We start from the raw sequence: 25927 nt of genomic DNA, 5'->3' as shown, positions 1-25927 counted from the left end.
TGACTATTATTGGTCTGTATGTGAGGGATACTATGGCTAACTGGTTGAACCAATTACAATCACTTCTTGGGCAAAAAGGGGCCTCCGCATCGTCTTCCGGTGAACAGGGGTTAAATAAACTGCTCGTTCCTGGCGCGTTGGGCGGTCTGGCGGGACTGTTGGTCGCCAATAAGTCCTCGCGCAAATTATTAACAAAATATGGCGCTGGCGCCTTGCTGGTGGGCGGCGGCGCGGTGGCGGGTTCCGTATTGTGGAACAAGTACAAAGATAAAGTACGCGCTGCGCATCAGGGGGAGCCGCAATTTGGCAGCCAAAGCACGCCGCTGGATATCCGCACTGAGCGACTGATCCTTGCGCTGGTTTTCGCTGCGAAAAGCGATGGACATATTGATGCCAAAGAGCGCGCGGCGATTGAGCACCAACTGCGGGAATCCGGAGTGGAAGAGCAGGGGCGTGTATTTATTGAGAAGGCTATCGAGCAGCCGCTCGATCCGCAACGTCTGGCACAAGATGTTCGCAATGAAGAAGAAGCCCTGGAAATCTACTTCCTGAGCTGCGCCGCCATTGATATTGACCACTTTATGGAACGTAGCTATCTGAATGCTTTAGGGGATGCGCTAAAAATCCCTCAGGATGTTCGGGATGGTATCGAGCAAGACTTGCAGCAGCAAAAACAGGCGCTACCAGGTTGATAACCTGCCATTAAGTAACATGTTTCGCTTGCATCATGCGTGTCTTTTGCCACCCTTATAGGATGGATAGTTTACGTCATTCATGTTGCAGGATAGCGGCGAAGCAGTGACATCTCAGGTGCTTACCGAGGTGAGTAACCAGAGCTTCTATGCTAAGCCGCTGTATTTGCCGCGTGATATATGACAAATATTAACGCAAAAGAAAAAACGACATGTTGCCAAAAGCCAATCGAATTCCCTATGCCATGACCTTACATGGCGATACGCGTATTGATAATTACTACTGGTTGCGAGATGACACTCGCTCGCAACCGGAAGTCCTTGATTACCTGCATCAGGAAAATGAGTATGGCCGGAGGGTCATGACTTCTCAGCAGGCGTTACAGGATCGCATATTGAAAGAAATTATCGATCGCATCCCGCCCAGAGAAGTCTCCGCCCCGTATGTGAAAAACGGCTATCGCTACCGTTATATCTACGAACCCGGCTGCGAATATGCCATCTATCAACGACAATCGGCATTTTGCGAAGAGTGGGATGAATGGGAAACCTTGCTTGATGCGAACCAGCGCGCCGCGCACAGCGAGTTTTATACGCTCGGCGGGCTCGCCATCACGCCGGATAATACCATCATGGCGCTGGCGGAAGATTATTTATCCCGTCGTCAGTATGGATTGCGTTTCCGTAACCTTGAAAGCGGTAACTGGTATCCGGAATTGCTGGATAACGTTGCGCCTGAATTTGTCTGGGCCAATGATTCTCTGACCCTTTACTACGTGCGTAAACATAAGAAGACGCTGCTGCCGTATCAGGTTTGGCGGCATACGATAGGCACTCCGTCGTCGCAAGATGAGATGGTATATGAAGAAAAAGACGATACCTTTTATGTCAGCCTGCATAAAACCACCTCGCAACATTATGTGGTGATTCATCTTGCCAGCGCCACCACCAGCGAAGTGCTATTACTTGACGCGGAACTGGCCGATGCCGAGCCGTTTTCATTCTTACCGCGCCGCAAAGATCACGAATATAGTCTCGATCACTACCAGCACAAGTTTTACCTGCGCTCTAACCGGAACGGTAAAAACTTTGGGTTGTACCGCACCCGCGTGCGCAATGAAAACGCCTGGGAAGAGCTGATCCCTCCGCGAGAGCATATTATGCTGGAGGGATTTACCCTGTTTACCGACTGGTTAGTGGTAGAAGAGCGTCAACGGGGGTTAACCAGCCTGCGGCAAATTAACCGTAAAACACGCGAAGTGATAGGCATTGCGTTTGACGATCCGGCTTATGTGACGTGGCTTGCCTATAATCCAGAACCTGAGACTTCCCGGCTGCGTTACGGTTATTCTTCAATGACCACGCCGGATACGTTGTTTGAACTGGATATGGATACTGGAGAGCGGCGGGTACTTAAACAGACGGAAGTGCCGGGGTTTGATTCTGGCTGTTATCGGAGCGAACACTTATGGATCATGGCGCGCGATGGCGTCGAAGTGCCGGTATCGCTGGTTTATCATCAAAAGTATTTTCGTAAAGGGCAAAATCCGCTCCTGGTGTACGGCTATGGATCTTACGGTTCCAGTATTGATGCTGATTTTAGCAGTAGTCGACTGAGTCTGCTGGATCGTGGCTTTGTTTACGCTATCGTTCACGTTCGCGGTGGCGGTGAGCTGGGGCAGCAGTGGTATGAAGATGGCAAGTTCCTTAAAAAGCGAAATACTTTTAATGACTATCTTGATGCCTGCGATGCCTTATTAAAACTGGGGTACGGCTCGCCTTCGCTGTGCTACGGGATGGGCGGGAGCGCGGGCGGAATGCTGATGGGCGTCGCTATCAACGAGCGTCCTGAGCTTTTCCATGGCGTTATTGCCCAGGTACCGTTTGTTGATGTACTAACCACGATGCTGGATGAGTCGATCCCGTTAACGACAGGGGAGTTTGAAGAGTGGGGAAACCCGCAGTACATTGAATATTATGACTATATAAAAAGCTATAGTCCCTATGACAATGTCAAAGCGCAGAACTATCCGCACCTGCTAGTGACCACAGGATTGCACGACTCCCAAGTGCAATACTGGGAACCGGCGAAGTGGGTAGCAAAATTACGCGAGCTAAAAACGGACGATTGTCTGCTGTTGCTATGTACCGATATGGACTCCGGCCACGGCGGTAAGTCGGGACGGTTTAAATCCTACGAAGGCGTCGCACTGGAGTTCGCTTTTTTAATCGGCCTGGCGCAGGGAACCTTACATAGCGCGTAGAGGTACGCCCCGCAACGACTTGTGAGCGTCGCTGGCTATTATGGTGTTCCATTGCCGCGTTGCTGGCCAGCCTGGGCATCCTCGAGATAGTGTTTAAGCGTCAGGCGAAGCTCCGGGCTCATATTATCGAGATTATTAAAGAGCCAGCGCAAATAACCTGGGTCGCGTTTTGCTATTTCAGATACCGCCTTACCGCGGTATTTGCCGAAAGGGAAAGTGGTTAGCAGCGCAGGACGGCCCGTGATATTGACCATCTCTTCTGCGGTCCAGCCGGTGGTTCGTATAATATCAATCAGCAAGGCGGCGGTGATATAGCAATCATAAAGCGCACGGTGATGATGTAGCCCCGGCGGCGTTTGTACGCTTAACTTACGCGATTTATAGAGCGCCATATTACTGTATTTTATTCCCGGCCACAGGCGTCGTGACAACTTCATGGTACAAATCCACTCACCCGGTAATTCCGGTAATACGCGTCTGTCGAAACTGGCATTATGGGCGACATACCACTGACTGCCGTAATAAAGCGGTATGACATCTTCAATCCACGGTTTATCGGCGACCATGGATTCGGTAATGCGATGTATCGCCATCGCCTGTGGCGTAATGGGGCGATCGGGACGTATCAGGTGACTCATGGGATTGACAATGTTGCCATCAATGACATCAACAGAGGCTATCTCTACGATCCCGCCCTGCAGACCGCAGGTTTCCGTGTCTATAATCCGCAACATGGTTCATTCCTCACCGAAAGACCTTAGCGTAATGGAATGATATCGCCTTGCCAACCCTCCGTTGTGCGCAGCCCCGTCAGTAACAGCGAACCGCTATCGGCCCGAACAATGAGTTGTCCGCTTTCATCCCACAGCGCGCTACTGCCGCAGGCATTAGCCATCAGTACGGCAAGCGCATATTTATGCGAAAAACGTTGTAAGCGGGATGTGGAAGCATGTAGTTCAGGTTCGTTAAGGCATTGGCTGGTTGTGAATAACGTAAATGACGGATCTATATCAACCCCTTCTGGCTGCTCGTCCACCACGTTGATAGCGCTTCGCTGTCTGGCAATGCAGGCGCCATGGCTTTTGTGAAACACCAGCGGCGACGTTACCCAGGGAGCAAAAATGGCGATGCCTTTTACGAAGCGGCAGTTATGCTCAACAGGCATTCCCACAATGATAGTCATAGAGTGGGTACAGGCCGCGTGAATGAGCGGCTGCAAAAGCGCCTCGTCAGGCGGAGCGGGTAACGGTTTATTTCTTCCGCCGCATCCTGATAGCGACAGTGACGGAAAGACCAGTAGTTCGCACTGTTGACGAGCGGCAAGCTCAATATATTCCAGATGATGAGCGACATGCTCCGCCGGCGAGGCGTTCAGGGGCGCGTATTGCGCAGCGGCAATTTTCCAGGAGGACATAATGACTTCCTTTTCATAGTGTCTACAGCCATTCTAAAAAGCATAGATTAAGAATCGCCTTATAATGTAGTCATCCGCATGTAAGGAAGTGTAACGTTATATAATTTTTATTTAACTTTGGGTTCGTAGGGGAGCCGGGATAATGATACGGAAGCCAGACGATGGGCAATCAGCCGCTCGCGAAACCAGGCGCGTAGATGCTCTGGTTGCTCACGCTCAACAGCCTCCGCGACAACCGGCATGTTATAGCGCTCTTTAAATGCCACTCCAGCCGCCGCAAGGTCTACATTGACTTTATCCATTTCCGCTTGTTCAAGCTGAGCCAGATTCGTTTTCATATGCATCTCCTTTTTTATTGCCGCCAGAAGGTACTAAGAGTTCGCGGTAATGGCAAGATGGAAATGTTGATCCTCGACTCAATGATTGTTGGAGGTTATTCTCTGTAACGTAGGCATAACAAAAAGGAATAGTGAATATGGCTTCTTCTGCACCATCGCGACGTTTAGTTTTACTGCTGCTGGCATCGGCATTTGCGACGCCAGCAGCCTGGGCGCATGCGCACCTGACGCACCAATACCCTGCGGCGAATGCTGCCGTCACGGCTGCGCCACAGGCGCTGACCCTGAATTTTTCTGAAGGTATTGAGCCAGGATTCAGCGGCGCAACAATCACCGGCCCTCAGCAAGAGTCCATCAAAACGCGCCCGGCAAAGCGAAACGAACAGGATAAAACGCAACTTATTATCCCGCTTGAGCAGCCGCTGAAACCTGGCGCCTACATGGTAGACTGGCATGTTGTGTCGGTGGATGGGCATAAAACAACAGGGAAATATACCTTCAGCGTGAAATAAATGATGCTGACGTTCGTCTGGATAACTCTCCGATTTATTCATTTTACCAGTTTGATGCTGGTCTACGGCTGCGCGCTTTACGGCGCCTGGCTGGCGCCAGCATCGATCCGTCGTTTAATAACGTGTCGATTTTTACATCTGCAACGACATGCCGCCGCCTGGAGCGTTATCAGCGCGGCTTTTATGCTGGCGATTCAGGGCGGGCTGATGGGCGGTGGATGGCCCGATGTTTTTTCCGTCCCGGTGTGGGGCGCAGTACTGCAAACCCGCTTCGGCGCGGTCTGGATATGGCAGATTATCCTCGCGTTGGTCACTCTGGCGGTGGTGGTCATTGCGCCGGTAAAAATGCAGCGACGGCTTCTTATTCTGACCGTCGCTCAGTTTATCCTGCTGGCAGGCGTTGGACATGCGACGATGCGCGACGGTGTACCGGGAACATTACAGCAGATTAACCATGCCCTGCATTTATTCTGTGCCGCAGCCTGGTTTGGCGGGCTGTTGCCAGTGGTTTATTGTATGCGCATGGCTCAAGGACGCTGGCGACAGCAGGCTATTAGCGCCATGATGCGTTTTTCTCGTTATGGTCACTTTTTCGTGGCGGGCGTATTGCTCACAGGAATCAGCAACACGTTATTTATCACGGGATTTACCGCTATCTGGCAGACCGCCTATGGGCAGTTGCTTTTGTTAAAATGTGCGCTGGTAGTGCTTATGGTGGCAATTGCGCTGACGAATCGGTATGTTCTCGTACCACGTATGCGACAGGAAAATCCCCGGATTGACCGCTGGTTTGTCCGGATGACGCAAATTGAATGGGGAACTGGAGGCATAGTCCTGGCGATCGTCAGCCTGTTTGCAACCCTCGAACCTTTCTGATGGACTGGCATAACGAATGAAAAAAATACTACTCCCGACGCTACTGCTGGCAATCTCAGGCGTTGCGTGGGCGGCGCCGCAGGTGATTACCGTAAGTCGTTTTGAAGTGGGAAAAGACAAGTGGGCGTTTAATCGGGAAGAGGTCATGTTGACCTGTCGACCAGGCCATGCGCTCTATGCGATCAACCCCAGTACGCTGGTGCAGTATCCCTTGAATGCCATTGCTGAACAGCAAGTGGCGGAAGGCAAAACACGCGCTCAGCCTATTGCCGTCATTCAAATGGATAACCCGGCGAAGCCCGGTGAGAAAATGAGTCTGGCGCCGTTTATCGAACGTGCGGAAAAGCTTTGTGATCCATCCAAATAGCTGACTGATTTTTAATAAAAAACCGTAAACCTTCACGAAAAGGGTTACGGTTTTTTTATCTCTGATGACAAACATGGCGGCAGATTTTTTCAATCACCTTCGTCACAAGCTGGAAAACCTGGCGTTGTCATCTATTCTTAAAGGGCAAGGCGACGTAGCCTGCATTAATGCCAACTTTTAGCGCACGGCTCTCTCCCAAGAGCCATTTCCCTGGACCGAATACAGGAATCGTATTCGGTCTCTTTTTTATTTTTCTTTTAAATCAAAGGCTTAATTGTCTTTCCTCGAGATTCCTCGAATTTCCGTATTCGGTCTTTTTCCCCTTATACCACAACAAAATTAGTTTTAACATTTTTTAAACCGAAAATCAGAAACGGCGGTGGGGTTTCGCTGAACTCAATATCAGTTGATTTCCTCGCGGCGACAAACTTTTTCGTCAGGCAGTCAGGGGGAATGCTCCCGTCCGGGCTGTTTTTCCTGACCCCGGCGCGCATCAGATAGTCAGTGCTGCTCACAAGTCGGCAACTTTTCTGCAAGCTCCCCACAGAAATCAACTGGCAATACGTATGTTCTTGCCCAGCTCACAAACTGAGTGGACTTCACATAGGTGATATTGTTTTTCCCTCCTCCGGATTTTTGTAAAAATTATCTACCAGGTACAATGAGATCACTTGAGTTAGGAAAATCTGTCAGTGAAATAATAAATAGTTTTTAACTAGCTGGCAGTAGCCATATTTTTTATTTTATGATTATGTCCGCTCAACTTTTTCCGGCATTATTATGTCTGTCCACGTCTCTGTCTGCCACGCTGGTTGAGATCTCCGCGTAATCGATAATTTTCAGCCTGTTAGCATTAAAAATGAGAAAAAGCTTGATTTTCACCATTTGATTGCAACAGATGTCACGATCGGATGGCCAGCACCGGTTGCGACTTCAGCCTGCCAGAATCGGGTGTCCTGGCGCTGACGCCGGATGAGCGGGGCATTGCAGAAAACGCCCCCGAAAAAATCGACACCTTTACCCGTAAAACAGCAGGCCCGTCATCCGGTCATTATAACGGGTGTTTCTTCTGCACTTTCTGAGGTCCGCCATGGCGGGACGACCATGGCTCCGCCGATAACCTTATTGTGAAATTAAGACCAGGGAGAGATGATGTCCGCCGGACAGATACTATATGTAAATTTATAAAGGTTTTTTGTTATGCCCTTTCATGTTGGAAGCGGATGTCTTCCCGCCACCATCAGTAACAGCCGCATTTATCGTATTGCCTGGTCTGATACCCCCCCTGAAATGAGCTCATGGGAAAAAGGTAAGGAATTTTTTTGCTCAACGCACCAGACTGCAGCGCTGGAGTGCATCCGGACGATTTGTCACCCGCCGGCCGGAACGACGCGGGAGGATGTGGTCAGCAGATTTGACCTGCTCAGGACGCTCGCGTATGCCGGATGGGAGGAAAACATTCATTCCGGCCTGCATGGGGAAAACCACTTCTGTATCCTGGATGAAGACAACCAGGAGATATTATCAGTCACCCTGGACGACGCCGGGAACTATACCGTGAATTGCCAAGGGTACAGTGAAACACATCACTTCACCATGGCAACAGAACCGGGAGTGGAACGCACAGAACACGCGGAAGGGGCATCCGGGACATCCTGCCTCCCTGCCACAACGGCGCCACAGACGGCAGCAGAGTATGATGCTGTCTGGTCAGCATGGCAAAGGGCGGCGCCAGAAGGAGAGGCACGCGGCCGCGCAGCAGTGGTACGGGAAATGCGTAACTGTCTGAAGAACGGCAATCCAGTGCTTAACGTGGGAGAGTCAGGCCTCACCACCTTACCAGACCATTTACCACCGCATATTACAACACTGGTTATTCCTGATAATAATCTGACCAGCCTGCCGGCGCTGCCGGCAGGACTACAGGAGCTGATTGTCGCTGGTAACCAGCTGCCCAGCCTGCCGGCGCTGCCGTCAGGGCTACGGGAGCTGTCGATCTATGGTAACCCGCTGACCAGCCTGCCGGCGCTGCCGTCAGGACTATGTAAACTGTCAGCCTTTGGTAACCAGCTGACCAGCCTGCCGGCGCTGCCGCAAGGACTACGGGAGCTGTCGGTATCTGATAACCAGCTTGCCAGCTTGCCAGCGCTGCCGTCAGGACTATGTAAGCTGTGGGCCTATAATAACCGGCTGCCCAGCCTGCCGGCGCTGCCGACGGGACTACAGGAACTGTCGGTATCTGATAACCTGCTGCCCAGCCTGCCGGCGCTGCCGTCAGGGCTATGTAAGCTGTGGGCCACTAATAACCGACTGACCCACCTGTCGGCGCTGCCGCCAGGACTACGAGAGCTGATTGTCTCTGGTAACCTGCTAACCAGCCTGCCGGCGCTATCGCCAGGACTAGAGGAGTTGGCGGTCTCTGCTAACCAGCTGAGCAGCCTGCCGGCGCTGCCGCCAGGACTACAGACGCTGTGGGCCTCTAATAACAGGCTGACCCGCCTGCCGGAAAGTATCACTGGTCTGTCCTCAGAGGCAACTGTACATCTGGAAGGGAATCCGCTGTCTGAACGCACTCTGCGGACTCTGCGGAACCTAACCAGCGCTCCTGGCTATTCAGGCCCCAGGATACGATTCGATATGGCGGGGCCTTCCGTCCCCCGGGAAGCCCGGGCACTGCACCTGGCGGTCGCTGACTGGCTGATGCCGGCACGGGAGGGGGAACCGGACCCTGCAGACAGATGGCATGCGTCCGGACAGGAGGATAACGCCGCCGCCTTCAGCCTCTTCCTGGACAGACTGAGTGAGACGGAAAACTTCGAAAAGGACGCGGGCTTTAAGGCACAGATATCGTCCTGGCTGGCCCTGCTGGCTGAAGATGATGTGCTGAGAGCAAAAACCTTTGCCATGGCAACCGAGGCAACATCAAGCTGCGAGGACCGGGTCACGTTTGCTTTGCACCAGATGAAGAACGTACAGCTGGTACATAATGCAGAAAAAGGAGTATACGATAACAATCTCCCGGGGCTGGTTTCCACGGGGCGTGAGATGTTCCGTATGGAAATGCTGGAACGGATTGCCCTGGAAAAGGTCAGAACGCTGGCTTTCGTTGATGAAATTGAGGTCTGTCTGGCGTATCAGAATAAGCTGAAGGAATCACTTGAACTCACCAGCGTGACGGCAGAAATGCGTTTCTTTGGCGCGTCCGGCGTGACGACTTCAGACCTTCGGAGCGCTGAGCGTCAGGTGAAAACCGCCGAAAACAGCGAGTTCAGTGAGTGGTTACTGCAGTGGGGCCCGTTACACAGCGTGCTGGAACGCAAAGAGCCGGAACGCTTTAACGCGCTTCGTGAAAAGCAAATATCGGACTATGAGGACACGTACCAGATGCTGTCTGACACAGAGCTGAAACCGTCCGGGCTGGTCGGTAATACCGATGCAGAGCGCACTATCGGAGTAAGGGCGGTGGCGAGTGCGAAAAAGGAATTTCTGAATGGCCTGCGCCCTCTTGTGGAGGAGATGCTGGGTAGCTATCTGAAAGCCCGGTGGCGTCTTAACTGAGCACAATATTCACCGCGCCAGGCGAATGGGGTGTGGTGCGACAAAGAGATTTCCGGACAAACAACACCAGACAGCACTGATAATGCACAGGTGAAATAGGGGAGACACCTTCAGTCAGGGCATAGCCCAGTTAATTCAGTTCGATGGCAATGTGTCGCGCCGGGGTTGCGGGAGGCTTTGGAGTCAGGAAAAAACGAACTGCTACCAGCGCATGAAGCCGGGTATAGTTCACCACTTCTCTTCTCGGAGTAATCACCTACATCTTTAACGATGAGCGAACCGGGAGGTTTGACGACTGCCCGGTATGACGGGCTCCGCAGCCACGTCTTATGCAAAAACGGGCTGCGGCAAACAGGCGATCGTTCGATAGTGCGAGTATTGAATGGTTGCCAGCCGCGGCGGATTCTACTTGGTCAGGATGACGAATCAGGGGGCTCTTAAACCAGCCATGTATCTGTTTCTTCGAAAATTTCCTCCAGTATGCGGTTCAGCGTTTCGCGAGCGCTTTTGCTGACATCACTGTTTAAGTCGTTCATCTCGACGAATGGAAAAGTATAGGGTGTCGGTAAATACTGAGTACAGTATGAAGTAACAACACTAAATGCTGGGGACTTGTCAGAAAGTCAAAAACCTGGAACTTTATCCATTGTGACTGGCTCTCTTTTTACCCATATTGAATAATTAACTGCCTAAATGTTACGGCGTTGGCCAGGCATAAGGCCTGATCTTTTGTCGTCTGGGAGATACATTCTCGTTACCATGAAATGATAAATAAAATAATTGATAAGGAGGTTGAGGGAATGGAGTTTAACGAATTGTCCAGCGACCTTGCACAACTGGAGGTACTCAGTCAGCAGCGTGTCGGTGGCATTGTCCGGAGACAGAAACATATTGCGCTGTTACATAAATTGCAAACTGAACTGATCGTATAATACGGGCTACTTACAGTAGCCGGGCATTCCGCTATGTGCTACCGGACAGACTGCCTGAAGCGTTACTTGAACATTATTTTAACTTGAGTATTCTCAGGCATGGACAGCGTACGTTTCCATTATTCATTACTTAAAACGTAGTGGGGGCCTTGAAGGTGGCGCGCTTTCGCCATAAGCTGCATTAAACCGTTGGGTGGCTTCTGCAAGATGCCCCTCTTTTGCGTCAGCCATACAGCGTGCTGTAAGAGTAAATTCATCCAGACCAGGGATTGCCCCTGCTGAGTTTTTATTCGCTTTTACCTTTGCTAACCTCTCATCCAGCGTTGTAAAATCAATATTCTGGTCTTTTGCATAAAGTAAGAACTCATATTCCCGGCAGAGATCGGTGAAAGTACCATCAACTTCCATAACCTGTAACCCATTAGATATCTGTGTTTTTTTTTGTTCGTCGTCCGATTCTTGCGAGAAGGTTAATTCAATTCCCGACCCTCCGATTAACGTTACTTTAGCCTCTGGTGTTTCCATTAATATAGCCTTGCAAAGTGCATTATGTATATTGCAAATATTATTTCCATATAAATTTTCATATTGCCCGGTGACCGGCGAAAAGTTAATGACTGGTTCAATTGTGCAGGCTCGCATCTGTAAAAAGAAGTCCAGAGGCTGATATTGACTGCTAATGTTATACAGGCCAGGCGCATTATTAAACTCCTGACCTAGCTTCATACAGATATCGTTAAACGTTCCTGGAATTTCTTCAGTATACTGACCATCTGATATCCTTACAAAGGATTCACTAATGTGTCCATGGTCAATTTGCATTAATGTTAAAACTGTATTGTCCTTGAGTTTAATCTCGGCAACGTTATTCCCCGTCGCTATAGCTACCGCAATTCCATTATAAATATTCTCGGCATTAGCGCAATAATCATTAATTTTATTACGCACATTGTAACAATTTTCAATTAGTCGGATAAGACCATATCCAATCCCTAGAGTGAGTACTCCAACGATTCCTTTGGCGATTTTAGTGGCTAGTTTGTTTTCATAATTTCCAGCAGCTTCATGCAGTTGTGTATTTGCGGTAAACGCCCTGGCATAGGTTTGAGCTGAATTGATGCGCATCGGTACTCTCACATTTATCTATATTATTCGATTACTGCAGTTATCATTACAAAATTACGGATTGATTATGAGTGAAAGGAAGCCTGTAAACTTTCAAATAACGCTCAGCGAGTTTTTTTAGCCGTTGAAGCAATCATTTTCTTCAACAATGGTCAGAGGGCTGAGGTTTCGTAGCGCCACTCAAAAATATACATAGTTTTTCACCAGTCGTCAATTTCTCAATGGGCGTTTTCCCGAGTGCGGTCTTAGTCATAACTATGGCAGGACCAATAAGCATGGACCATACCTCACTCTTGTCTTGCTCAAGAGATGTGATGGTAAGGAACAGGGCCTTATCTGAAGGAAAGCGGTGCCGGCTATAAAAAAGTTTCAACCAGGCGCGGGACTGCTTGTCTGCTTGTGTTGACCGCGTGTCGAAGCGGAATACCATTTTTAGTGCGGAGATACATACAATGCATAGCCCCAGAATCAGGGAACTGCCGATGTTTACGACGACGCCAACTCCGAGAAAAACGAGGGCAAATGACAGCACGTTATCCACTCTCCGGGTAAAGGTGCTGTGCAGCTTTTCCAGATAGTACCGGTAAAGAATTTGATAACTAATTTCATCCTTGCTCATACATCTCCAGATGGTTCTTCTATTACACTCCGGTACGCTCCCGGATCCTGACAGATTCAGCGATTATGCCATACATCCTGGATGGTATTAATTAGACAGAATATAAATAGCAGGAAAATATTTTGAATTTTTAACTGAAATCAGTTTGAAAATCATTTTCCCAGTGCAGGAGATTTAATTGTAGAGGGTACGTATCAAAAGTTGCAGCGCAGGCCGGACTGAACAGGCGCCATCGTAGCCAGTCTCTCATCATTGCTCTAATTGATAACTCGCAGTCGCAACACGCTGGATGTCGCGACTGGCGCTATGATTAACTCCGTCGGCTAAGGCGTCGCGAGCGCATTTTGCTGAATAAACGCGCCAGGTGATAGACAATTAAAATTTAAAGGGTAAATAAAAATTTATTAAAATCAACGGGTAAGCTGGTTCTTCGGTGGGGTGGTTATTTTTTGAAAGCAAGGAAATATAAACAAGGTGTAGCTATGCATACATATTCAAAAGGAGAGCTACCGTGACTAAAATAAATCTGTCCCCCCAGTTTTATAGAATCCATAGAAGTGACGTCGAACCAGTAAAAGAAACAACAACGGAGAAGGGCGTTTTTGCAAAAAGTATTACCGCCGTTAGAAATAGCTTTATCAGCCTGTCTACGAGTCTGTCAGAGCGTTTTAGCCTGCACAAGCAAACAGACACGCCGGCTACCCATTTTCATCGTGGTAACGCTTCTGAGGGGAGGGCGGTATTAACCAATAAAATTGTTAAAGATTTTATGCTACAAAAGCTCAATAGCCTGGATATCAAAGGGAATGCGAGTAAAGATCCGGACTATGCTCGTCAGACATGTGAAGCCATGTTATCATCAGTGTATAGTAATAATAAAGATCAATGTTGTAAGTTACTCGTCAGTAAAGGGATCAGTATTACGCCTTTTCTGAAAGAGATAGGAGAGGCTGCGCAAAATGCAGGGCTACCTGGAGAGATAAAAAACGGCATATTTACTCCAGGTGGGGCAGGGACGAATCCTTTTGTCGTTCCTCTTATCGCTTCAGCGAGTGTTGAATATCCGCATATGTTTATAAATTATAGTCAGCAGGTGTCTTTTAAAGCGTATGCTGAGAAGATTATTATGAAAGAAGTTACGCCGCTGTTTAATGAGGGAACGATGCCGACGCCACAACAATTTCAGTTAACTGTGGAAAATATTGCGAATAAGTATCTTCAGAATGCCTCCTGAAAATAGCAAACGCAATGCTACTATTAAATAACTGAAATGATAGCAGGCTTTATTAAACTATATGCTCGTTTTTATGGCGACGTTTTTAATAAAACGTCGCCATCTTTATTTTTAATATAAAATCAGAAAATTATCTTTAAAGCTTAAGATGATCGTTATTAATCTAAACGCCTGCACAACCAGACGTTTTTTTTAGTAACGACTTGTGTTGTTAAGCCTATGATACCCGTACACGGATGATGTATTAATAAGGATTAAACGATCTGTTAACTGGAGGAGTTATGCCGCCTTTTAAAAAATTTGTGCTGCTTCTGTTTTTGGGGGCAATGTTAGCCACGGTAACGAAACCCGCCTTAGCTCTGGTTTGTCTTGCAAGTCACTCAGCGAAAGAGTGTGCTAAAGCGTGTGGTGTTGTTATGTGGTTTATGTTCCCGGCATGTTTTTAAGGAGAGAGAATATTGAATGTGAACAGGCGATATTGGTTAACTCGCAGCGTCAGGGGATAACGCCCCTGGCGCAGTCAGTTATATTTTATTCCGATGATAACAATGAATTTATTCTCTACTGTTGAAATACGCTATTTACAACAGAGGATATTTACTAAGCAAAACAACCTGCACGCGCTATCCTTTTATATCCATCCAGGTTTGATGTGTGGGTATGATAACGAACGGCAGGAAAAACATGATGCGGCCTGAAGAGATTTATCAGCGAATAGAGGGGAAGGATTGGCGGCATATCTGGGTTGTCGGCGATATCCACGGCTGTTTTTCAATATTAATGAAAAAGTTACGTGAGTATCAATTTGATCCGCAACAAGACTTGTTAGTTTCCGTGGGAGATATTATAGATAGAGGGCCAGACAGCTTACGTAGTCTGGCTTTACTGCGTGAGTCCTGGATGAGGGCGGTTCGCGGCAATCATGAGCAAATGGCGCTTGATGCGCTGGCCTCATCACAGCCGATGCTGTGGTTTATGAATGGTGGCGACTGGTTTACTCGCCTGACGGCTGAACAAACTGTACAAGCTGAAATGCTTTTCACCCTTTGCCAGCGGCTTCCCTGGATACTGGAAATACGCTGCCGCCATAACACGCATGTTATCGCTCATGCCGATTATCCGTCGCCAATCTATCAATGGCAAAAAAAGGTCGATTTACATCAGGTTCTCTGGAGCCGTGAACGGCTAATGAAAAAAAGTGGTGGGATTATCGGCGCCGATCATTTTTGGTTTGGCCATACGCCGTTGCGTCGGCGTATGGATTTCGACAACGTACACTACATTGATACGGGCGCGGTATTTGGCGGACAATTGACGTTAGCGCAGATACAATAGCGGCGTCAGCGAGAGGTAAATGACGGGGTTAAAAATCGCTATATTGCTGCGCAGGTCGCCAGAAGCCATCGATAAAATCCTCCACCGGGAAACAGCCGCCGTGACGAATACGTTGATCGCCCATCGAATAAAGACATTGCTGCTCGGTATCGTAGATGTCCACGACGATATCCTCACATCCTCCATCCAGGTAACACACAAAAAGTACCAGCGCGAACATTCCATCCTCAATGTTAACTACTTTACACGATAGTGTAGGAGAGGTTAGCGCAAGGGGGAAATGAGAAAAGGAAGAATAAATAACCCGCCTGGCGACGGGTTCTTTTCGCGTCAGGCAAGACGCATGACCCAGGCATCAGACTTAGGATCGTAATGATTGCGGAACAAAACGGAATGCTCCCCGTTGAGAATGGCGGGAACGCTGGTTTCGGCATCCCAGGCGTCCAGTTGCATACATAAATCCGGATCAGATTTACAGGGGATGGTTAACGTTCGCTCTCCTGGCGATTCGCCATGTAACTCGGCATCGTCGATTTCAAAAGCGCCAATGCGCACACTGGTTTTCATCATCGTACTCTCCGTTAATACGCTAATTGTGGTACGACCAGTTTAGTCGTCCATTTTTCAGCGTAGTCAACACGCGCAAAAGCGCCAGTCAAAAAGTGCGGTTTTTTTGTGCGCTTGTTAGACGTTACTGGTAAAGAGTTTGCCATCCCGTACCAGTTCACGCGGGTAGCTGTTCTTGATTCGTGAGCCGATACGTTTTGCCAGACCGAGCGGCTGATGCTGGAACGTCACCAACACATCATCAACGGCAGGGATTGTTTGCGGATAAATATCCCGACCGCGATACCACTCCTCCGCCTCTTGAGGAGAAAGTTCGAGCGCGTGAGCATGATTTGGGCAGGCAAGGGCTACCGTAGCCTCATGTTGCCAGCGATAGCCTTTATTATGACTTTCCGCCAGCTTAATGCCGAGTCGGGAAAAACGGACTTTTCCGATCAGTGATTCTATCGCTGCCGGGAACAACCAGACTTCTTTTTCACGCTGCCAAAGATGGAGATTTTCATCCCATAGCAGTCCGACTGCGTTGGCCGCCTGGGTAATATGTAAGGCTTCGTGGCCTTTGAGGGGGATAAAAGGAAAGTTTCCCACTTTATACGTCGGCGCGGGCAGGGCGGGCAGGGACGAGATTTTACGCAGACGTGCGACAAAGAAGCCTTCACAGTCGTAAATTTGTGGGAAGACGTGCAAGAAGCCCTCCGGCGTCAGAGCGCGGTCAGCGTCAGGAAACAGATCATTCAGCGGCAAAAATTCAACGGCATCGGTATAGGTTTCTTTAAGCCAGAGGCAGACCGCTTCGTTTTCCTGGCGATTTAACGTGCAGGTAGAGTAGACCAGCGTGCCGCCGGGCCGCAAAGCATGAAAGGCGCTCTCGAGAAGTTCGCGCTGTGTAGCAGCGATATCCAGATTGCTTTCTGGCGACCAGTTTTTTAGCGCATCAGGATCTTTTCGCACTACGCCTTCGCCAGAGCAGGGTGCATCCAGAAGGATTGCGTCAAACATCTCCGGCAACGCGGCGCCAAATACGCGACCATCGAAATGCGTCAACGCGGTATTGGCGACTCCACATCGGCAGATGTTAGCGTGCAGAATTTTGACGCGGCTGGCCGAAAACTCGTTGGCCAGAATGGCGCCGTGGTTCCCCATACGCGCGGCAATTTGCGTGGTTTTGGAGCCTGGCGCCGCCGCCATATCCATGACCCGTTGCGGATGATTATCATCGGCGAACAGCGCCGCGACCGGCAGCATTGAGCTGGCCTCCTGAATGTAAAACAGGCCGCTTAAATGCTCAGCGGTACTGCCAAGCGGCAACGCGTCTTCATCATTGCGCTCGATCCAGAATCCTTCGTCACACCACGGAATCGGCGTGAGCAACCAGCCGTAGGGCGCGGTCAGGGCAAGGAAATCAGCCACGGATATTTTAAGCGTATTGATGCGTATACTGCGGCGCAACGGGCGTTGGCAGGCCGCAATAAATTCATCAAAAGAGAGCGTAGAAGGCATTGCTTCACGCATTTGTGCCAGAAAAGCGTCAGGAAAATAGACAGAATGTTGAGCCACAGGTGTATCGCCGGCAAAAAAACAGGCGCGCAGTGTAGCATAAAACGCTCCGGCGCGAGTACGCCGGAGCCGGGCGTTTAACGTGGCAACGCGGTGCCCCATTCACGCCATTCTTTCGGTTCGCTCTCTTGTAACAGGAAGTGCTTACCGGCCTGCGCTTTCGGCGCTAGTGGTGTACTTGGTGGAGTAGCGAAGGCGATACCGCCGCGGATAAATTGATTAAATGTCCCCGTTTTCACCACGCCGCCGGTCAGACCAAAGTCGAGGCTATAGCCGGAGGCGAGCCAGAACACGGAGTTATTGCGCACCAGATGTTGGTAACGCTTACTGATGCGCAGGGTGATCATCACGCGATCGGAGAGCGACCCCAGGGACATTCCGGTGACGGTTCCCACTTCAATACCGCGAAACAGGACCGGTGTGCCGATATTAAGCGAGCCTGCTTCTGGCGCCTCTACGACGATGCTTAATCCATCCAGGTAGCGTGAGTCGGTAATGGTCGCTTCCTGGAGTTCAAAGTCGCGTCGTGCCGCGCCGCGTCCTGGTTCAACGTTAATATAGGGCTGGAGAATCGTATCCAGATGCTCGACGCCCGCCGCGGAAATTTGTGGCGTAATAACAGAAAAACGCGTCCCGGCGCGAGCAAATGTTTGTACGTACTCCGGATAAAGTACGGCTTTCGCCTGTACTTCATTACGCGCGGTAATTAATTCCAGCGTCTGGATTTGACCGATATCAATACCGAGGTAACGAATCGGCATTCCCTCCGCCAGTTTTCCGGCATCGAACGCGTGCAGCGTAATTTGTCCGCCTACTGCGCGGGCGGAAGTTTCTGAAGCATAAAGGATACGTTTATCGCCTTTGCGCCGACTGGCGCTGGCGCCGCTCAGGTTGTCAAAACTTATGGCGCCTTTCAGTGCGCGGGAGAGCGGCGAAGCCTGTACCGTTAGGCCGCTGCCGTTAAGTTGCACCTTCGCGCCGCCTTCCGCCCAGAACACGCTATTGCTGGTTAACAGATGGCGATATTCCGGCTTAATATGCAGGTCGATATCAAAGCTATTGGCGCGTGGACGGACGGTGATGACTTCGCCTACTTCAAATTTTCGATACAGCACGACGGAACCTGCCTGGATATCCGGCAACGTTTCGGCAGTCAGCGTCAGAGTGGTGGTGGGTAAGTCGCTGAGGCTATTTTCCAGCGCTTTTTCAAGGTTAGCATAGAGCGGGTAGGTGGATTTCATCTTTCCGCCTGTCCCCGGCAAAATGCGAATCCCGCCGTCAATCCACTCGCTGGCGCTGGCGCCGAGGAATTCTACGCCGTCAAGGCCGACCTTAACATCCACCCGGCTGTTGACTACGAATTTACTGTCGCCCTGTACCAAATCCCGGTGCTGCGGTTCAATCGCGACGGTGAATGACACCCCTTTACTGGACAAGTTACGCTCAATGACCTGGCCAACTTTTACGCCATGTAAAATTAATGGTTGACCCGGTTCGATGCCGTAACTTTCCGGGGCCGTTAGCGTCAGGGTTAAGGCATTCGCCTCATGCAGTAGGGCTTCTTCACCTGGCACCACCACAAATTCACTGCGTGGTTCGCCGTCGCCCGGCACCAGCTCGAAGGTTTTTCCGGTTAATAACGAACTGATATTCGCGTCGCTTAGCGATAGCTTAGGATTGCGTAACTCAATACGCGTATTTTCCCGCATCAGCGGAACAACGCTGGGATCGACGGTCATCTCTCCTGTGACTTTACCGCCAGGATTGAGCGTCAGTTTAGAAAGCTCTCCCACTTCCAGCCCTTGGTACATCAGCGGCGTGGATTCCGCTTTCAGGCCGTCTCCGCTGGGTAGCTCAAGTTTAACGATTACCCCTCGTTGGCTGTGGGCTAAATCTTTATATAAGCCGAACGTGTCATCCTGGGCGGCGGGTTTGGAATTGTCCGGCGAGTCAAACGCAATCGCGCCATTGACCAGGGCCGCGAGGCTTTCCAGTTTCACCTTCGCGCCGCTCAGGCTTAGATCGGCGTCAACGCCGGAGACATTCCAGAAACGACTGCCTTTCTTCACCAGATCGGTAAACCGTCGCTCAATCAGAACGTCAATCGTCACGCCCTGTTTGTTAGGGTTAATCGAATAGTCATACACCCGTCCGACAGGGATTTTACGGAAATAGACCAGTGAACCGCTATTAAGCGAACCGAGATCCGGCGCATGGAGATGAATCATCAGATCGCCGTTGCTAAGCCGGTATTTGGGCTGTGTATCCAGGGCGACGAAGTGATCTCTGGGCTTGCCTTTACCAGGCATCATACCGATGTAATTCCCGCCGACCAACGCATCCAGGCCGGAAACGCCCGCCAGCGAGGCTTTGGGCGTCACCAGCCAGAATTGCGTCTCTTCGCGCAACGCATCTTCCATATCTGATTTGATACTGACGCGAACTTCAATTTTGCGCAGATCTTTGCTCAGGCTGACATCTTCCACGGTGCCGACTTCTACTCCCTGATAACGAACGGGAGTACGGCCTGGTACGATACCGTCCGCCGACATAAAATCGATAGTCACGCTATTGCCGCGATCCTGGTAGCTATCCCATACTAGCCACCCTGCGATCATTAGCGCGATAAGCGGTAGCAGCCAGAAAGGTGAAATACGGCGTTTGGTTTTAATTTGCGCTTCAGTCTTCGAAGCGGGCGTTTCCTGACTCATGTGTATCCCAAAGTAAGCGGCTATCCAGCCATTCCACTGCAAGAATAGTCAAAATTACCGCTGCGCCGAAATAAAACGCAGCCGGTCCCATAGTAAAAGCCAGAATCTGATCGCGATTAATCAGAGACATGGTTAACGAGATAACGAAAAGATCCAGCATCGACCAGCGGCCTATCCATGTCACCAGACGCAGCAACAGAATTCGCGTCCGTAGCCCCTGTTCACATTTGAAATGGATACTCAGCAGTAACGTAAACATGACGATGACTTTGGTAAACGGCACCAAAATACTGGCGATAAAAACCACGGCTGCGACGGCGATATTACTGCTGGCGAGCGACATAATACCCGACAGGATAGTATCCTCCTGACGCCCGCCATTAATGTAAATTACCGAGATAGGCAGCAGGTTTGCCGGCAGCAAAAACACAATAGACGCCAGCAGCGCCGCCCAACACTTTTGTACGCTCTGCTTTCTGCGTAACCGTAGCGGAATATGACAACGCGGGCAGCGTCCTTTTGCATCCGGATAGCCGCTAAAGTGGCAGCCAAGACAGACGCGCAATCTTTCGTCTGCATGTTGGGCAGGGCGCTGCGGATAAAATCGGTCCCATAGTTGCTCTACATTTAGATGAATCATAGTCAGAATGCTAAGAACCACCAACGAGACGAATGCTAAAAGCCCGATGCCCGGCTGCAGAAAGGCATAGTCCTGAACTTTGATAGAGGCAACGCCAATACCGACCAGATAGATATCCAGCATCACCCACTCTTTCAGTTTTTCCAGCATCAACAGAACCGGTCGCAGATTCATGCCGAGGAGACTGCCAAACCACAGGTAAGCGATTGAAAAAACCAGAATAAGCGGCGCGCCCACCACGCAAAAGAGCACCATTGCGGCGGTTAACGGATCGCCTTGCTGCGTCATTTGCCAGATACCGTGCATAACATTGGCATCAATACGTACGCCCAACAGGTAAATGTGGAGTAGCGGCTCGCTCCAGGCAAAAGGCATCAGCAGCAGCATTGTCACCGCCATCGCAATCAGCCGCGTCAGAGACCAGTCTCGACCATCGCGAATTTTGGCCTGACAACGTGGACAATAGGCGCTTTGATGGGCGCTTATCTCCGGCAGGCTGAACAGCATGTCGCATTCAGGGCAGCGCTGATAGTGGCTGCGCGGCAGCGCTTCGCTAATTGACCAGATCGTTAGCTTTTTTGTTGGCGTGACGTGTGAAGTGTTCAGAGCCATGTATCGTGAATCAAAGTGTTAGAATAATGTAATCTTAACTCATGATAGGAATAACCTTGAGCAAGAACGCATTTAATGCTTATTTTAATAGCCTGTGTTTAGGAGTAAGACCACAAAGTGATTATATAATGAGCGAAACAGAGCTATACGCGGCGTTAAACCGCGATTTTCAGTCGTTAATGGCAGGTGAAACCAGTTTTCTGGCCACGCTGGCGAATACCAGCGCGCTACTGTTCGAACGTCTTACCGAGGTGAACTGGGCAGGATTTTATCTCCTCGAAGGCGACACGTTGGTGTTGGGGCCGTTTCAGGGGAAGATCGCCTGCGTGCGGATTCCGGTTGGTCGCGGCGTGTGCGGCGCAGCGGTAGCGCAGAATAAGGTTCAGCGTATTGATGATGTTCATGCGTTTGACGGCCATATTGCCTGTGATGCCGCCAGCAACGCCGAAATTGTGCTACCTGTCGCGGTTGGAAAAAAGATTATCGGCGTGCTGGATATTGATAGTACGGCGTTTGGCCGATTTACCGAAGAAGATGAACACGGCCTGCGTACGCTGGTCGCGCAGCTTGAAACCGTGCTTGCAACGACGGATTACAAAAAATTCTTTGCGAGCGTCGCAGGATAATCAACGGATAACGTAGCAATTACTGATGGCGTCATTATAATGACGCCTGTTCATGCCTGCGGCTTGTTGGCTACGTCCGTTGTAATCAGGAAATTTCATGGAAAATCAACCTAAGTTGAATAGCAGTAAAGAAGTTATCGCGTTTCTGGCCGAGCGTTTTCCTCGCTGTTTTAGTGCGGAAGGCGAAGCGCGCCCGCTGAAAATTGGTATTTTTCAGGATCTGGTAGAGCGAGTTGGGGGCGAAATGAACCTCAGCAAAACGCAACTTCGTTCCGCTTTACGTCTTTATACTTCAAGCTGGCGTTACCTGTACGGCGTTAAGCCGGGCGCAACGCGCGTCGACCTTGATGGCAATCCGTGCGGCGAACTGGAAGAACAGCATGTCGAACATGCCCGTAAGCAGCTTGAAGAAGCCAAAGCCCGTGTTCAGGCGCAGCGCGCAGAGCAGCAAGCGAAAAAACGCGAAGCTGCCGCGGCGGCAGGCGAAAAAGAAGACGCGCCGCGACGCGAGCGTAAGCCTCGCCCAGTCGCGCGTCGTAAAGAAGGCGCTGAACGTAAACCTCGCGCTGATAAACAGACGTCGAAAGCGCTGCGTGCGCCTCGCGAAGAAAAGCACACGCCGGTTTCTGATATTTCAGTATTGACGGTAGGGCAGTCCCTCAAGGTTAAAGCGGGTAATAATGCGATGGATGCCACCGTATTAGAAATCACCAAAGATGGTGTCCGTGTACAGCTGAATTCGGGTATGTCTTTGATTGTACGCGCAGAACACTTGGTGTTCTGAAACGGAGGCCTGGCCTGGCATGAACACTTTTTTTAGGCTTACCGCGTTAGCTGGCCTGCTTGCATTAGCAGGCCAGTCCTTCGCCGTGGAAGATATTACGCGCGCCGATCAAATTCCCGTACTGAAGGAAGAGACGCAACATGCGACGGTGAGCGAGCGTGTAACGTCGCGTTTTACCCGCTCCCACTATCGTCAGTTCGATTTAGATCAGGCATTTTCGGCAAAGATTTTTGATCGCTATCTGAATCTCCTCGACTATAGCCATAACGTTTTGTTGGCGAGTGATGTCGAGCAGTTTGCGAAAAAGAAAACCGTGTTGGGCGACGAGCTGCGCACAGGTAAGCTGGATGTTTTTTACGATCTTTACAATCTGGCGCAAAAGCGCCGTTTTGAACGTTACCAGTACGCGCTAAAAGTGCTGGAGCGGCCAATGGATTTCACCGGAAACGATACGTTTAATCTGGACCGCAGTAAGGCACCCTGGCCGAAAGATGAGGCTGAGCTGAATGCGCTGTGGGATGGCAAGGTGAAATTTGACGAACTCAGTCTGAAACTCACCGGCAAGAGTGACAAAGAAATTCGCGAAACGCTAATGCGTCGCTACAAATTTGCCATTCGCCGTTTGGCACAGACTAACAGTGAAGATGTGTTCTCGCTGGCGATGACCGCTTTTGCGCGTGAAATCGACCCGCATACGAATTATCTTTCCCCCCGCAATACCGAGCAGTTTAATACCGAAATGAGCTTGTCTCTGGAAGGTATCGGCGCGGTGTTGCAAATGGATGACGATTATACCGTCATTAACTCATTAGTTGCTGGCGGCCCGGCAGCGAAGAGCAAGTCAATTAGTGTGGGCGATCGTATCGTCGGCGTAGGGCAGACCGGAAAACCGATGGTTGACGTGATCGGCTGGCGTCTTGACGATGTTGTGGCGCTGATCAAAGGGCCGAAAGGCAGTAAGGTCCGTCTGGAAATTTTGCCAGCCGGGAAAGGGATGAAAACCCGTATTGTTACGTTGACGCGCGAACGGATTCGTCTTGAAGATCGCGCGGTTAAAATGTCGGTGAAAACTGTCGGCAAAGAGAAAGTCGGCGTACTGGATATTCCTGGCTTCTATGTCGGCTTGACCGATGATGTAAAAGTTCAGCTTCAGAAGCTGGAAAAACAAAATGTTAACAGCATCGTTATTGATTTGCGGTCAAATGGCGGCGGGGCGCTGACGGAAGCCGTTTCGCTTTCAGGCTTGTTTATCCCTTCCGGTCCGATAGTCCAGGTACGCGACAATAATGGCAAGGTGCGTGAGGATAGCGATACCGACGGCGTGGTCTACTATAAAGGCCCGCTGGTAGTGCTGGTCGATCGATTTAGCGCCTCGGCATCGGAAATCTTCGCCGCTGCGATGCAGGATTATGGTCGCGCGCTGATTGTCGGTGAGCCGACCTTCGGCAAAGGGACGGTACAGCAATACCGTTCGTTAAATCGAATTTACGATCAGATGCTGCGCCCTGAGTGGCCTGCGCTGGGTTCGGTGCAGTACACCATTCAGAAGTTTTACCGTGTCAATGGCGGCAGTACGCAGCGTAAAGGGGTCACACCGGATATCATCATGCCGACAGGCAATGAAGAGACAGAAACCGGAGAAAAATATGAAGACAACGCCTTGCCGTGGGATAGTATCAATGCGGCTAAGTACACGAAATCGGGTGATTTAACCCAATTTGGCCCGGAATTATTGAAAGAACACAACGTGCGTATCGCTAAAGATCCTGAGTTCCAATACATCATGAAGGATATCGCACATTTCAATGCCATTAAGGGTAAGCGCAACATTGTCTCTCTGAATTATGCGCAGCGTGAGAAAGAGAACAATGAAGAAGACGCCATGCGTCTGGCACGTATCAACGATCGGTTTAAACGCGAGGGTAAACCGTTGCTGAAGAAACTGGACGATCTGCCGAAGGATTACCAGGAGCCGGACCCGTATCTTGATGAAACAGTGAAGATTGCTCTGGACCTGGCGCATCTTGAACAAGAAAAACCAGCGGAGCAGGCGGCAGCCGGTAAGTAACGCTAAACAGGCACAAGAAATTGTGCCTGTTTTTTTTAACAAGCTCATAAAGCCGTCAGTATAATGCTACAAAATGTAAAGTTGTGTTTTTCTCGTGACTTACAGCCTGATAATACTTGAAAATAGCCATAAGACCCATACGATGTGGGTAATCGCATAGTGCGCTTTGTTAAATTGAGGTTAAAAGAAAATTATGATGCGAATCGCGCTCTTCCTGCTGACGAACCTGGCGGTGATGGTCGTCTTCGGGCTGGTTCTGAGCCTGACAGGGATACAGTCGAGCAGCGTACAAGGCTTGCTGATTATGGCGCTGCTGTTTGGTTTTGGCGGTTCTTTTATTTCATTGCTGATGTCCAAATGGATGGCGTTAAAATCAGTAGGAGGGGAGGTTATTGAACAGCCTCGCAATGAAAGAGAACGCTGGTTGATGAACACAGTAGCAACGCAAGCGCGGCAGGCCGGTATCGCTATGCCGCAGGTTGCCATCTACCATGCGCCAGACATTAACGCGTTTGCGACGGGCGCACGCCGTGACGCCTCATTGGTCGCTGTGAGCACCGGTCTGTTGCAAAACATGAGTCCTGACGAAGCAGAAGCCGTCATTGCGCATGAAATCAGCCATATTGCCAATGGCGATATGGTTACGATGACGTTGATTCAGGGGGTGGTAAACACCTTCGTTATCTTTATTTCGCGTATTATCGCGCAAATTGCTGCTGGCTTTCTCGGCGGCAACCGAGATGAGGGCGAAGGGAGCAATGGCAATCCGCTAATCTATTTCGCCGTAGCGACGGTGCTGGAACTGGTTTTCGGTATCCTGGCGAGCATTATCACAATGTGGTTCTCCCGTTATCGTGAGTTCCATGCCGATGCGGGATCGGCGAAGTTGGTTGGCCGTGAAAAAATGATTGCCGCGTTGCAGCGCCTGAAAACCAGCTACGAGCCGCAAGAAGCGACCAGCATGATGGCGTTTTGTATTAACGGTAAATCGAAATCGTTAAGCGAGCTGTTTATGACGCACCCACCGCTTGATAAACGTATTGAAGCGCTGCGTAGCGGCGAATACCTGAAATAATAAGCCCACTGACAACATGAA

At 50.2% G+C, this 25927-nt stretch carries 26 protein-coding genes and 1 pseudogene; 15 read left to right on the top strand and 12 right to left on the bottom strand.

Translation table 11 applies throughout. The features are described from left to right. Positions 1–32 precede the first annotated feature (32 nt). Positions 33–692 carry a tellurite resistance TerB family protein gene (locus F4V61_RS03895; protein ID WP_038395790.1) on the top strand — a complete coding sequence of 220 codons (660 nt, stop codon included), beginning with the start codon at positions 33–35 and terminating at the stop codon, positions 690–692. A gap of 212 nt (positions 693–904) precedes the next feature. Further along, positions 905–2956, top strand: a complete 2052-nt coding sequence (gene ptrB, locus F4V61_RS03890) for an oligopeptidase B (RefSeq protein WP_038395792.1) — start codon at positions 905–907, stop codon at positions 2954–2956. 38 nt (positions 2957–2994) lie between these two features. On the opposite strand, the gene exoX is transcribed toward ptrB, so the two are convergent. The 3 genes from exoX to F4V61_RS03875 form a co-directional block, all read right to left on the bottom strand. Continuing rightward, positions 2995–3690 (bottom strand): exodeoxyribonuclease X, encoded by a 696-nt coding sequence (gene exoX / locus F4V61_RS03885; RefSeq protein ID WP_038395794.1) that lies wholly within the window; start codon positions 3688–3690, stop codon positions 2995–2997. A 23-nt stretch (positions 3691–3713) separates the two neighbouring features. Next, the gene (locus F4V61_RS03880; protein ID WP_038395796.1) at positions 3714–4370 is read right to left on the bottom strand and encodes a carbon-nitrogen hydrolase family protein; all 657 of its coding nucleotides are present in this window, start codon (positions 4368–4370) and stop codon (positions 3714–3716) included. 107 nt (positions 4371–4477) lie between these two features. Beyond that, on the bottom strand, positions 4478–4708 hold the full coding sequence (locus F4V61_RS03875) for a DNA polymerase III subunit theta (RefSeq protein WP_000856224.1): 231 nt from the start codon (positions 4706–4708) through the stop codon (positions 4478–4480). A gap of 137 nt (positions 4709–4845) precedes the next feature. Here F4V61_RS03875 and yobA point away from each other — a divergent pair, with 137 nt between their 5' ends. Genes yobA through F4V61_RS03860 form a run of 3 tightly spaced genes read left to right on the top strand, consistent with a single transcriptional unit; the run spans position 4846 to position 6463 of the window. Beyond that, on the top strand, positions 4846–5220 hold the full coding sequence (yobA, locus tag F4V61_RS03870) for a CopC domain-containing protein YobA (RefSeq protein ID WP_038395798.1): 375 nt from the start codon (positions 4846–4848) through the stop codon (positions 5218–5220). After that, positions 5221–6096, top strand: coding sequence for a copper homeostasis membrane protein CopD (gene copD, locus F4V61_RS03865; RefSeq protein WP_072159161.1), 876 nt, complete (start codon positions 5221–5223; stop codon positions 6094–6096). Positions 6097–6112: 16 nt separating this feature from the next. Next, the gene (locus tag F4V61_RS03860; RefSeq protein WP_058344983.1) at positions 6113–6463 is read left to right on the top strand and encodes a YebY family protein; all 351 of its coding nucleotides are present in this window, start codon (positions 6113–6115) and stop codon (positions 6461–6463) included. A gap of 371 nt (positions 6464–6834) precedes the next feature. On the opposite strand, the pseudogene F4V61_RS22750 reads toward F4V61_RS03860, so the two are convergent. Then, positions 6835–6990, bottom strand: a pseudogene (locus tag F4V61_RS22750) (tyrosine-type recombinase/integrase); the annotation flags it as partial. Between the two features lie 384 nt (positions 6991–7374). On the opposite strand from F4V61_RS22750, the gene F4V61_RS03855 reads away from it, so the two are divergent. Both F4V61_RS03855 and sspH2 read left to right on the top strand, forming a co-directional pair. Beyond that, positions 7375–7545 carry a phage tail protein gene (locus F4V61_RS03855; RefSeq protein ID WP_103143133.1) on the top strand — a complete coding sequence of 57 codons (171 nt, stop codon included), beginning with the start codon at positions 7375–7377 and terminating at the stop codon, positions 7543–7545. Positions 7546–7663: 118 nt separating this feature from the next. Further along, entirely contained in the window at positions 7664–10021 is a 2358-nt protein-coding gene (gene sspH2 / locus F4V61_RS03850; protein WP_150363951.1) for a type III secretion system effector E3 ubiquitin transferase SspH2, read from the top strand. 437 nt (positions 10022–10458) lie between these two features. Here the strand turns inward: sspH2 and F4V61_RS22280 are convergent, their stop codons facing one another. Continuing rightward, on the bottom strand, positions 10459–10557 hold the full coding sequence (locus tag F4V61_RS22280) for a DinI-like family protein (protein ID WP_000998977.1): 99 nt from the start codon (positions 10555–10557) through the stop codon (positions 10459–10461). 264 nt (positions 10558–10821) lie between these two features. On the opposite strand from F4V61_RS22280, the gene F4V61_RS22590 reads away from it, so the two are divergent. Continuing rightward, complete coding sequence (locus F4V61_RS22590; protein WP_254899563.1) at positions 10822–10953, top strand: hypothetical protein; 132 nt, start codon at positions 10822–10824, stop codon at positions 10951–10953. Between the two features lie 126 nt (positions 10954–11079). On the opposite strand, the gene F4V61_RS03840 is transcribed toward F4V61_RS22590, so the two are convergent. Beyond that, positions 11080–12078, bottom strand: coding sequence for a hypothetical protein (locus F4V61_RS03840; protein ID WP_058818995.1), 999 nt, complete (start codon positions 12076–12078; stop codon positions 11080–11082). 142 nt (positions 12079–12220) lie between these two features. Further along, positions 12221–12697 (bottom strand): hypothetical protein, encoded by a 477-nt coding sequence (locus F4V61_RS03835; RefSeq protein ID WP_000030953.1) that lies wholly within the window; start codon positions 12695–12697, stop codon positions 12221–12223. A gap of 511 nt (positions 12698–13208) precedes the next feature. Here F4V61_RS03835 and sopE2 point away from each other — a divergent pair. The 3 genes from sopE2 to pphA all read left to right on the top strand — a co-directional run bounded on the left by sopE2 (position 13209) and on the right by pphA (position 15266). Next, positions 13209–13931 (top strand): type III secretion system guanine nucleotide exchange factor SopE2, encoded by a 723-nt coding sequence (gene sopE2 / locus F4V61_RS03830; RefSeq protein WP_000161566.1) that lies wholly within the window; start codon positions 13209–13211, stop codon positions 13929–13931. Between the two features lie 281 nt (positions 13932–14212). Further along, complete coding sequence (locus tag F4V61_RS22275) at positions 14213–14377, top strand: hypothetical protein (protein WP_058345185.1); 165 nt, start codon at positions 14213–14215, stop codon at positions 14375–14377. A gap of 238 nt (positions 14378–14615) precedes the next feature. After that, entirely contained in the window at positions 14616–15266 is a 651-nt protein-coding gene (gene pphA / locus F4V61_RS03820) for a protein-serine/threonine phosphatase (protein WP_058818997.1), read from the top strand. Positions 15267–15294: 28 nt separating this feature from the next. On the opposite strand, the gene F4V61_RS03815 is transcribed toward pphA, so the two are convergent. The 5 genes from F4V61_RS03815 to yebS all read right to left on the bottom strand — a co-directional run bounded on the left by F4V61_RS03815 (position 15295) and on the right by yebS (position 21353). Continuing rightward, positions 15295–15486: a YebW family protein gene (locus tag F4V61_RS03815; protein WP_000457840.1), complete on the bottom strand. Its 192-nt coding sequence runs from the start codon at positions 15484–15486 to the stop codon at positions 15295–15297. A 110-nt stretch (positions 15487–15596) separates the two neighbouring features. Further along, entirely contained in the window at positions 15597–15833 is a 237-nt protein-coding gene (locus F4V61_RS03810; RefSeq protein WP_024131167.1) for a YebV family protein, read from the bottom strand. A gap of 117 nt (positions 15834–15950) precedes the next feature. Continuing rightward, complete coding sequence (gene rsmF / locus F4V61_RS03805) at positions 15951–17390, bottom strand: 16S rRNA (cytosine(1407)-C(5))-methyltransferase RsmF (protein ID WP_080161191.1); 1440 nt, start codon at positions 17388–17390, stop codon at positions 15951–15953. A 77-nt stretch (positions 17391–17467) separates the two neighbouring features. Next, on the bottom strand, positions 17468–20101 hold the full coding sequence (locus tag F4V61_RS03800; RefSeq protein WP_038395814.1) for a PqiB family protein: 2634 nt from the start codon (positions 20099–20101) through the stop codon (positions 17468–17470). Continuing rightward, positions 20070–21353: a membrane integrity lipid transport subunit YebS gene (yebS, locus tag F4V61_RS03795; RefSeq protein WP_001207301.1), complete on the bottom strand. Its 1284-nt coding sequence runs from the start codon at positions 21351–21353 to the stop codon at positions 20070–20072. The genes F4V61_RS03800 and yebS overlap by 32 nt, the downstream gene beginning before the upstream one ends. A gap of 128 nt (positions 21354–21481) precedes the next feature. Here yebS and F4V61_RS03790 point away from each other — a divergent pair, with 128 nt between their 5' ends. From F4V61_RS03790 to htpX, 4 genes are all read left to right on the top strand, one after another. Continuing rightward, positions 21482–21979 carry a GAF domain-containing protein gene (locus tag F4V61_RS03790; RefSeq protein WP_000004840.1) on the top strand — a complete coding sequence of 166 codons (498 nt, stop codon included), beginning with the start codon at positions 21482–21484 and terminating at the stop codon, positions 21977–21979. A 97-nt stretch (positions 21980–22076) separates the two neighbouring features. Further along, a complete protein-coding gene (gene proQ / locus F4V61_RS03785) occupies positions 22077–22763 on the top strand; it encodes an RNA chaperone ProQ (protein WP_000431406.1) in 687 nt (228 codons plus the stop codon). Between the two features lie 19 nt (positions 22764–22782). Next, the gene (gene prc, locus F4V61_RS03780) at positions 22783–24831 is read left to right on the top strand and encodes a carboxy terminal-processing peptidase (RefSeq protein ID WP_038395819.1); all 2049 of its coding nucleotides are present in this window, start codon (positions 22783–22785) and stop codon (positions 24829–24831) included. Between the two features lie 193 nt (positions 24832–25024). Continuing rightward, positions 25025–25906 (top strand): protease HtpX, encoded by an 882-nt coding sequence (gene htpX, locus F4V61_RS03775; RefSeq protein ID WP_000984498.1) that lies wholly within the window; start codon positions 25025–25027, stop codon positions 25904–25906. Positions 25907–25927 lie beyond the last annotated feature (21 nt).

Source organism: Salmonella enterica subsp. arizonae (genome assembly GCF_008692845.1).
GTDB lineage: Bacteria > Pseudomonadota > Gammaproteobacteria > Enterobacterales > Enterobacteriaceae > Salmonella > Salmonella arizonae.
Note: the sequence above shows the minus strand (reverse complement) of the source record. Positions and strands in the feature narration are given on the sequence as shown.

Coding starts and splice junctions, on each gene's coding strand:
- F4V61_RS03895 (WP_038395790.1), top strand. CDS start 33: ATGGCTAACTGGTTGAACCAATTACAATCACTTCTTGGGCAAAAAGGG.
- ptrB (WP_038395792.1), top strand. CDS start 905: ATGTTGCCAAAAGCCAATCGAATTCCCTATGCCATGACCTTACATGGC.
- exoX (WP_038395794.1), bottom strand. CDS start 3,690: ATGTTGCGGATTATAGACACGGAAACCTGCGGTCTGCAGGGCGGGATC.
- F4V61_RS03880 (WP_038395796.1), bottom strand. CDS start 4,370: ATGTCCTCCTGGAAAATTGCCGCTGCGCAATACGCGCCCCTGAACGCC.
- F4V61_RS03875 (WP_000856224.1), bottom strand. CDS start 4,708: ATGAAAACGAATCTGGCTCAGCTTGAACAAGCGGAAATGGATAAAGTC.
- yobA (WP_038395798.1), top strand. CDS start 4,846: ATGGCTTCTTCTGCACCATCGCGACGTTTAGTTTTACTGCTGCTGGCA.
- copD (WP_072159161.1), top strand. CDS start 5,221: ATGATGCTGACGTTCGTCTGGATAACTCTCCGATTTATTCATTTTACC.
- F4V61_RS03860 (WP_058344983.1), top strand. CDS start 6,113: ATGAAAAAAATACTACTCCCGACGCTACTGCTGGCAATCTCAGGCGTT.
- F4V61_RS03855 (WP_103143133.1), top strand. CDS start 7,375: ATGGCCAGCACCGGTTGCGACTTCAGCCTGCCAGAATCGGGTGTCCTG.
- sspH2 (WP_150363951.1), top strand. CDS start 7,664: ATGCCCTTTCATGTTGGAAGCGGATGTCTTCCCGCCACCATCAGTAAC.
- F4V61_RS22280 (WP_000998977.1), bottom strand. CDS start 10,557: ATGAACGACTTAAACAGTGATGTCAGCAAAAGCGCTCGCGAAACGCTG.
- F4V61_RS22590 (WP_254899563.1), top strand. CDS start 10,822: ATGGAGTTTAACGAATTGTCCAGCGACCTTGCACAACTGGAGGTACTC.
- F4V61_RS03840 (WP_058818995.1), bottom strand. CDS start 12,078: ATGCGCATCAATTCAGCTCAAACCTATGCCAGGGCGTTTACCGCAAAT.
- F4V61_RS03835 (WP_000030953.1), bottom strand. CDS start 12,697: ATGAGCAAGGATGAAATTAGTTATCAAATTCTTTACCGGTACTATCTG.
- F4V61_RS22275 (WP_058345185.1), top strand. CDS start 14,213: ATGCCGCCTTTTAAAAAATTTGTGCTGCTTCTGTTTTTGGGGGCAATG.
- pphA (WP_058818997.1), top strand. CDS start 14,616: ATGATGCGGCCTGAAGAGATTTATCAGCGAATAGAGGGGAAGGATTGG.
- F4V61_RS03815 (WP_000457840.1), bottom strand. CDS start 15,486: ATGTTCGCGCTGGTACTTTTTGTGTGTTACCTGGATGGAGGATGTGAG.
- F4V61_RS03810 (WP_024131167.1), bottom strand. CDS start 15,833: ATGAAAACCAGTGTGCGCATTGGCGCTTTTGAAATCGACGATGCCGAG.
- F4V61_RS03800 (WP_038395814.1), bottom strand. CDS start 20,101: ATGAGTCAGGAAACGCCCGCTTCGAAGACTGAAGCGCAAATTAAAACC.
- yebS (WP_001207301.1), bottom strand. CDS start 21,353: ATGGCTCTGAACACTTCACACGTCACGCCAACAAAAAAGCTAACGATC.
- F4V61_RS03790 (WP_000004840.1), top strand. CDS start 21,482: ATGAGCGAAACAGAGCTATACGCGGCGTTAAACCGCGATTTTCAGTCG.
- proQ (WP_000431406.1), top strand. CDS start 22,077: ATGGAAAATCAACCTAAGTTGAATAGCAGTAAAGAAGTTATCGCGTTT.
- prc (WP_038395819.1), top strand. CDS start 22,783: ATGAACACTTTTTTTAGGCTTACCGCGTTAGCTGGCCTGCTTGCATTA.
- htpX (WP_000984498.1), top strand. CDS start 25,025: ATGATGCGAATCGCGCTCTTCCTGCTGACGAACCTGGCGGTGATGGTC.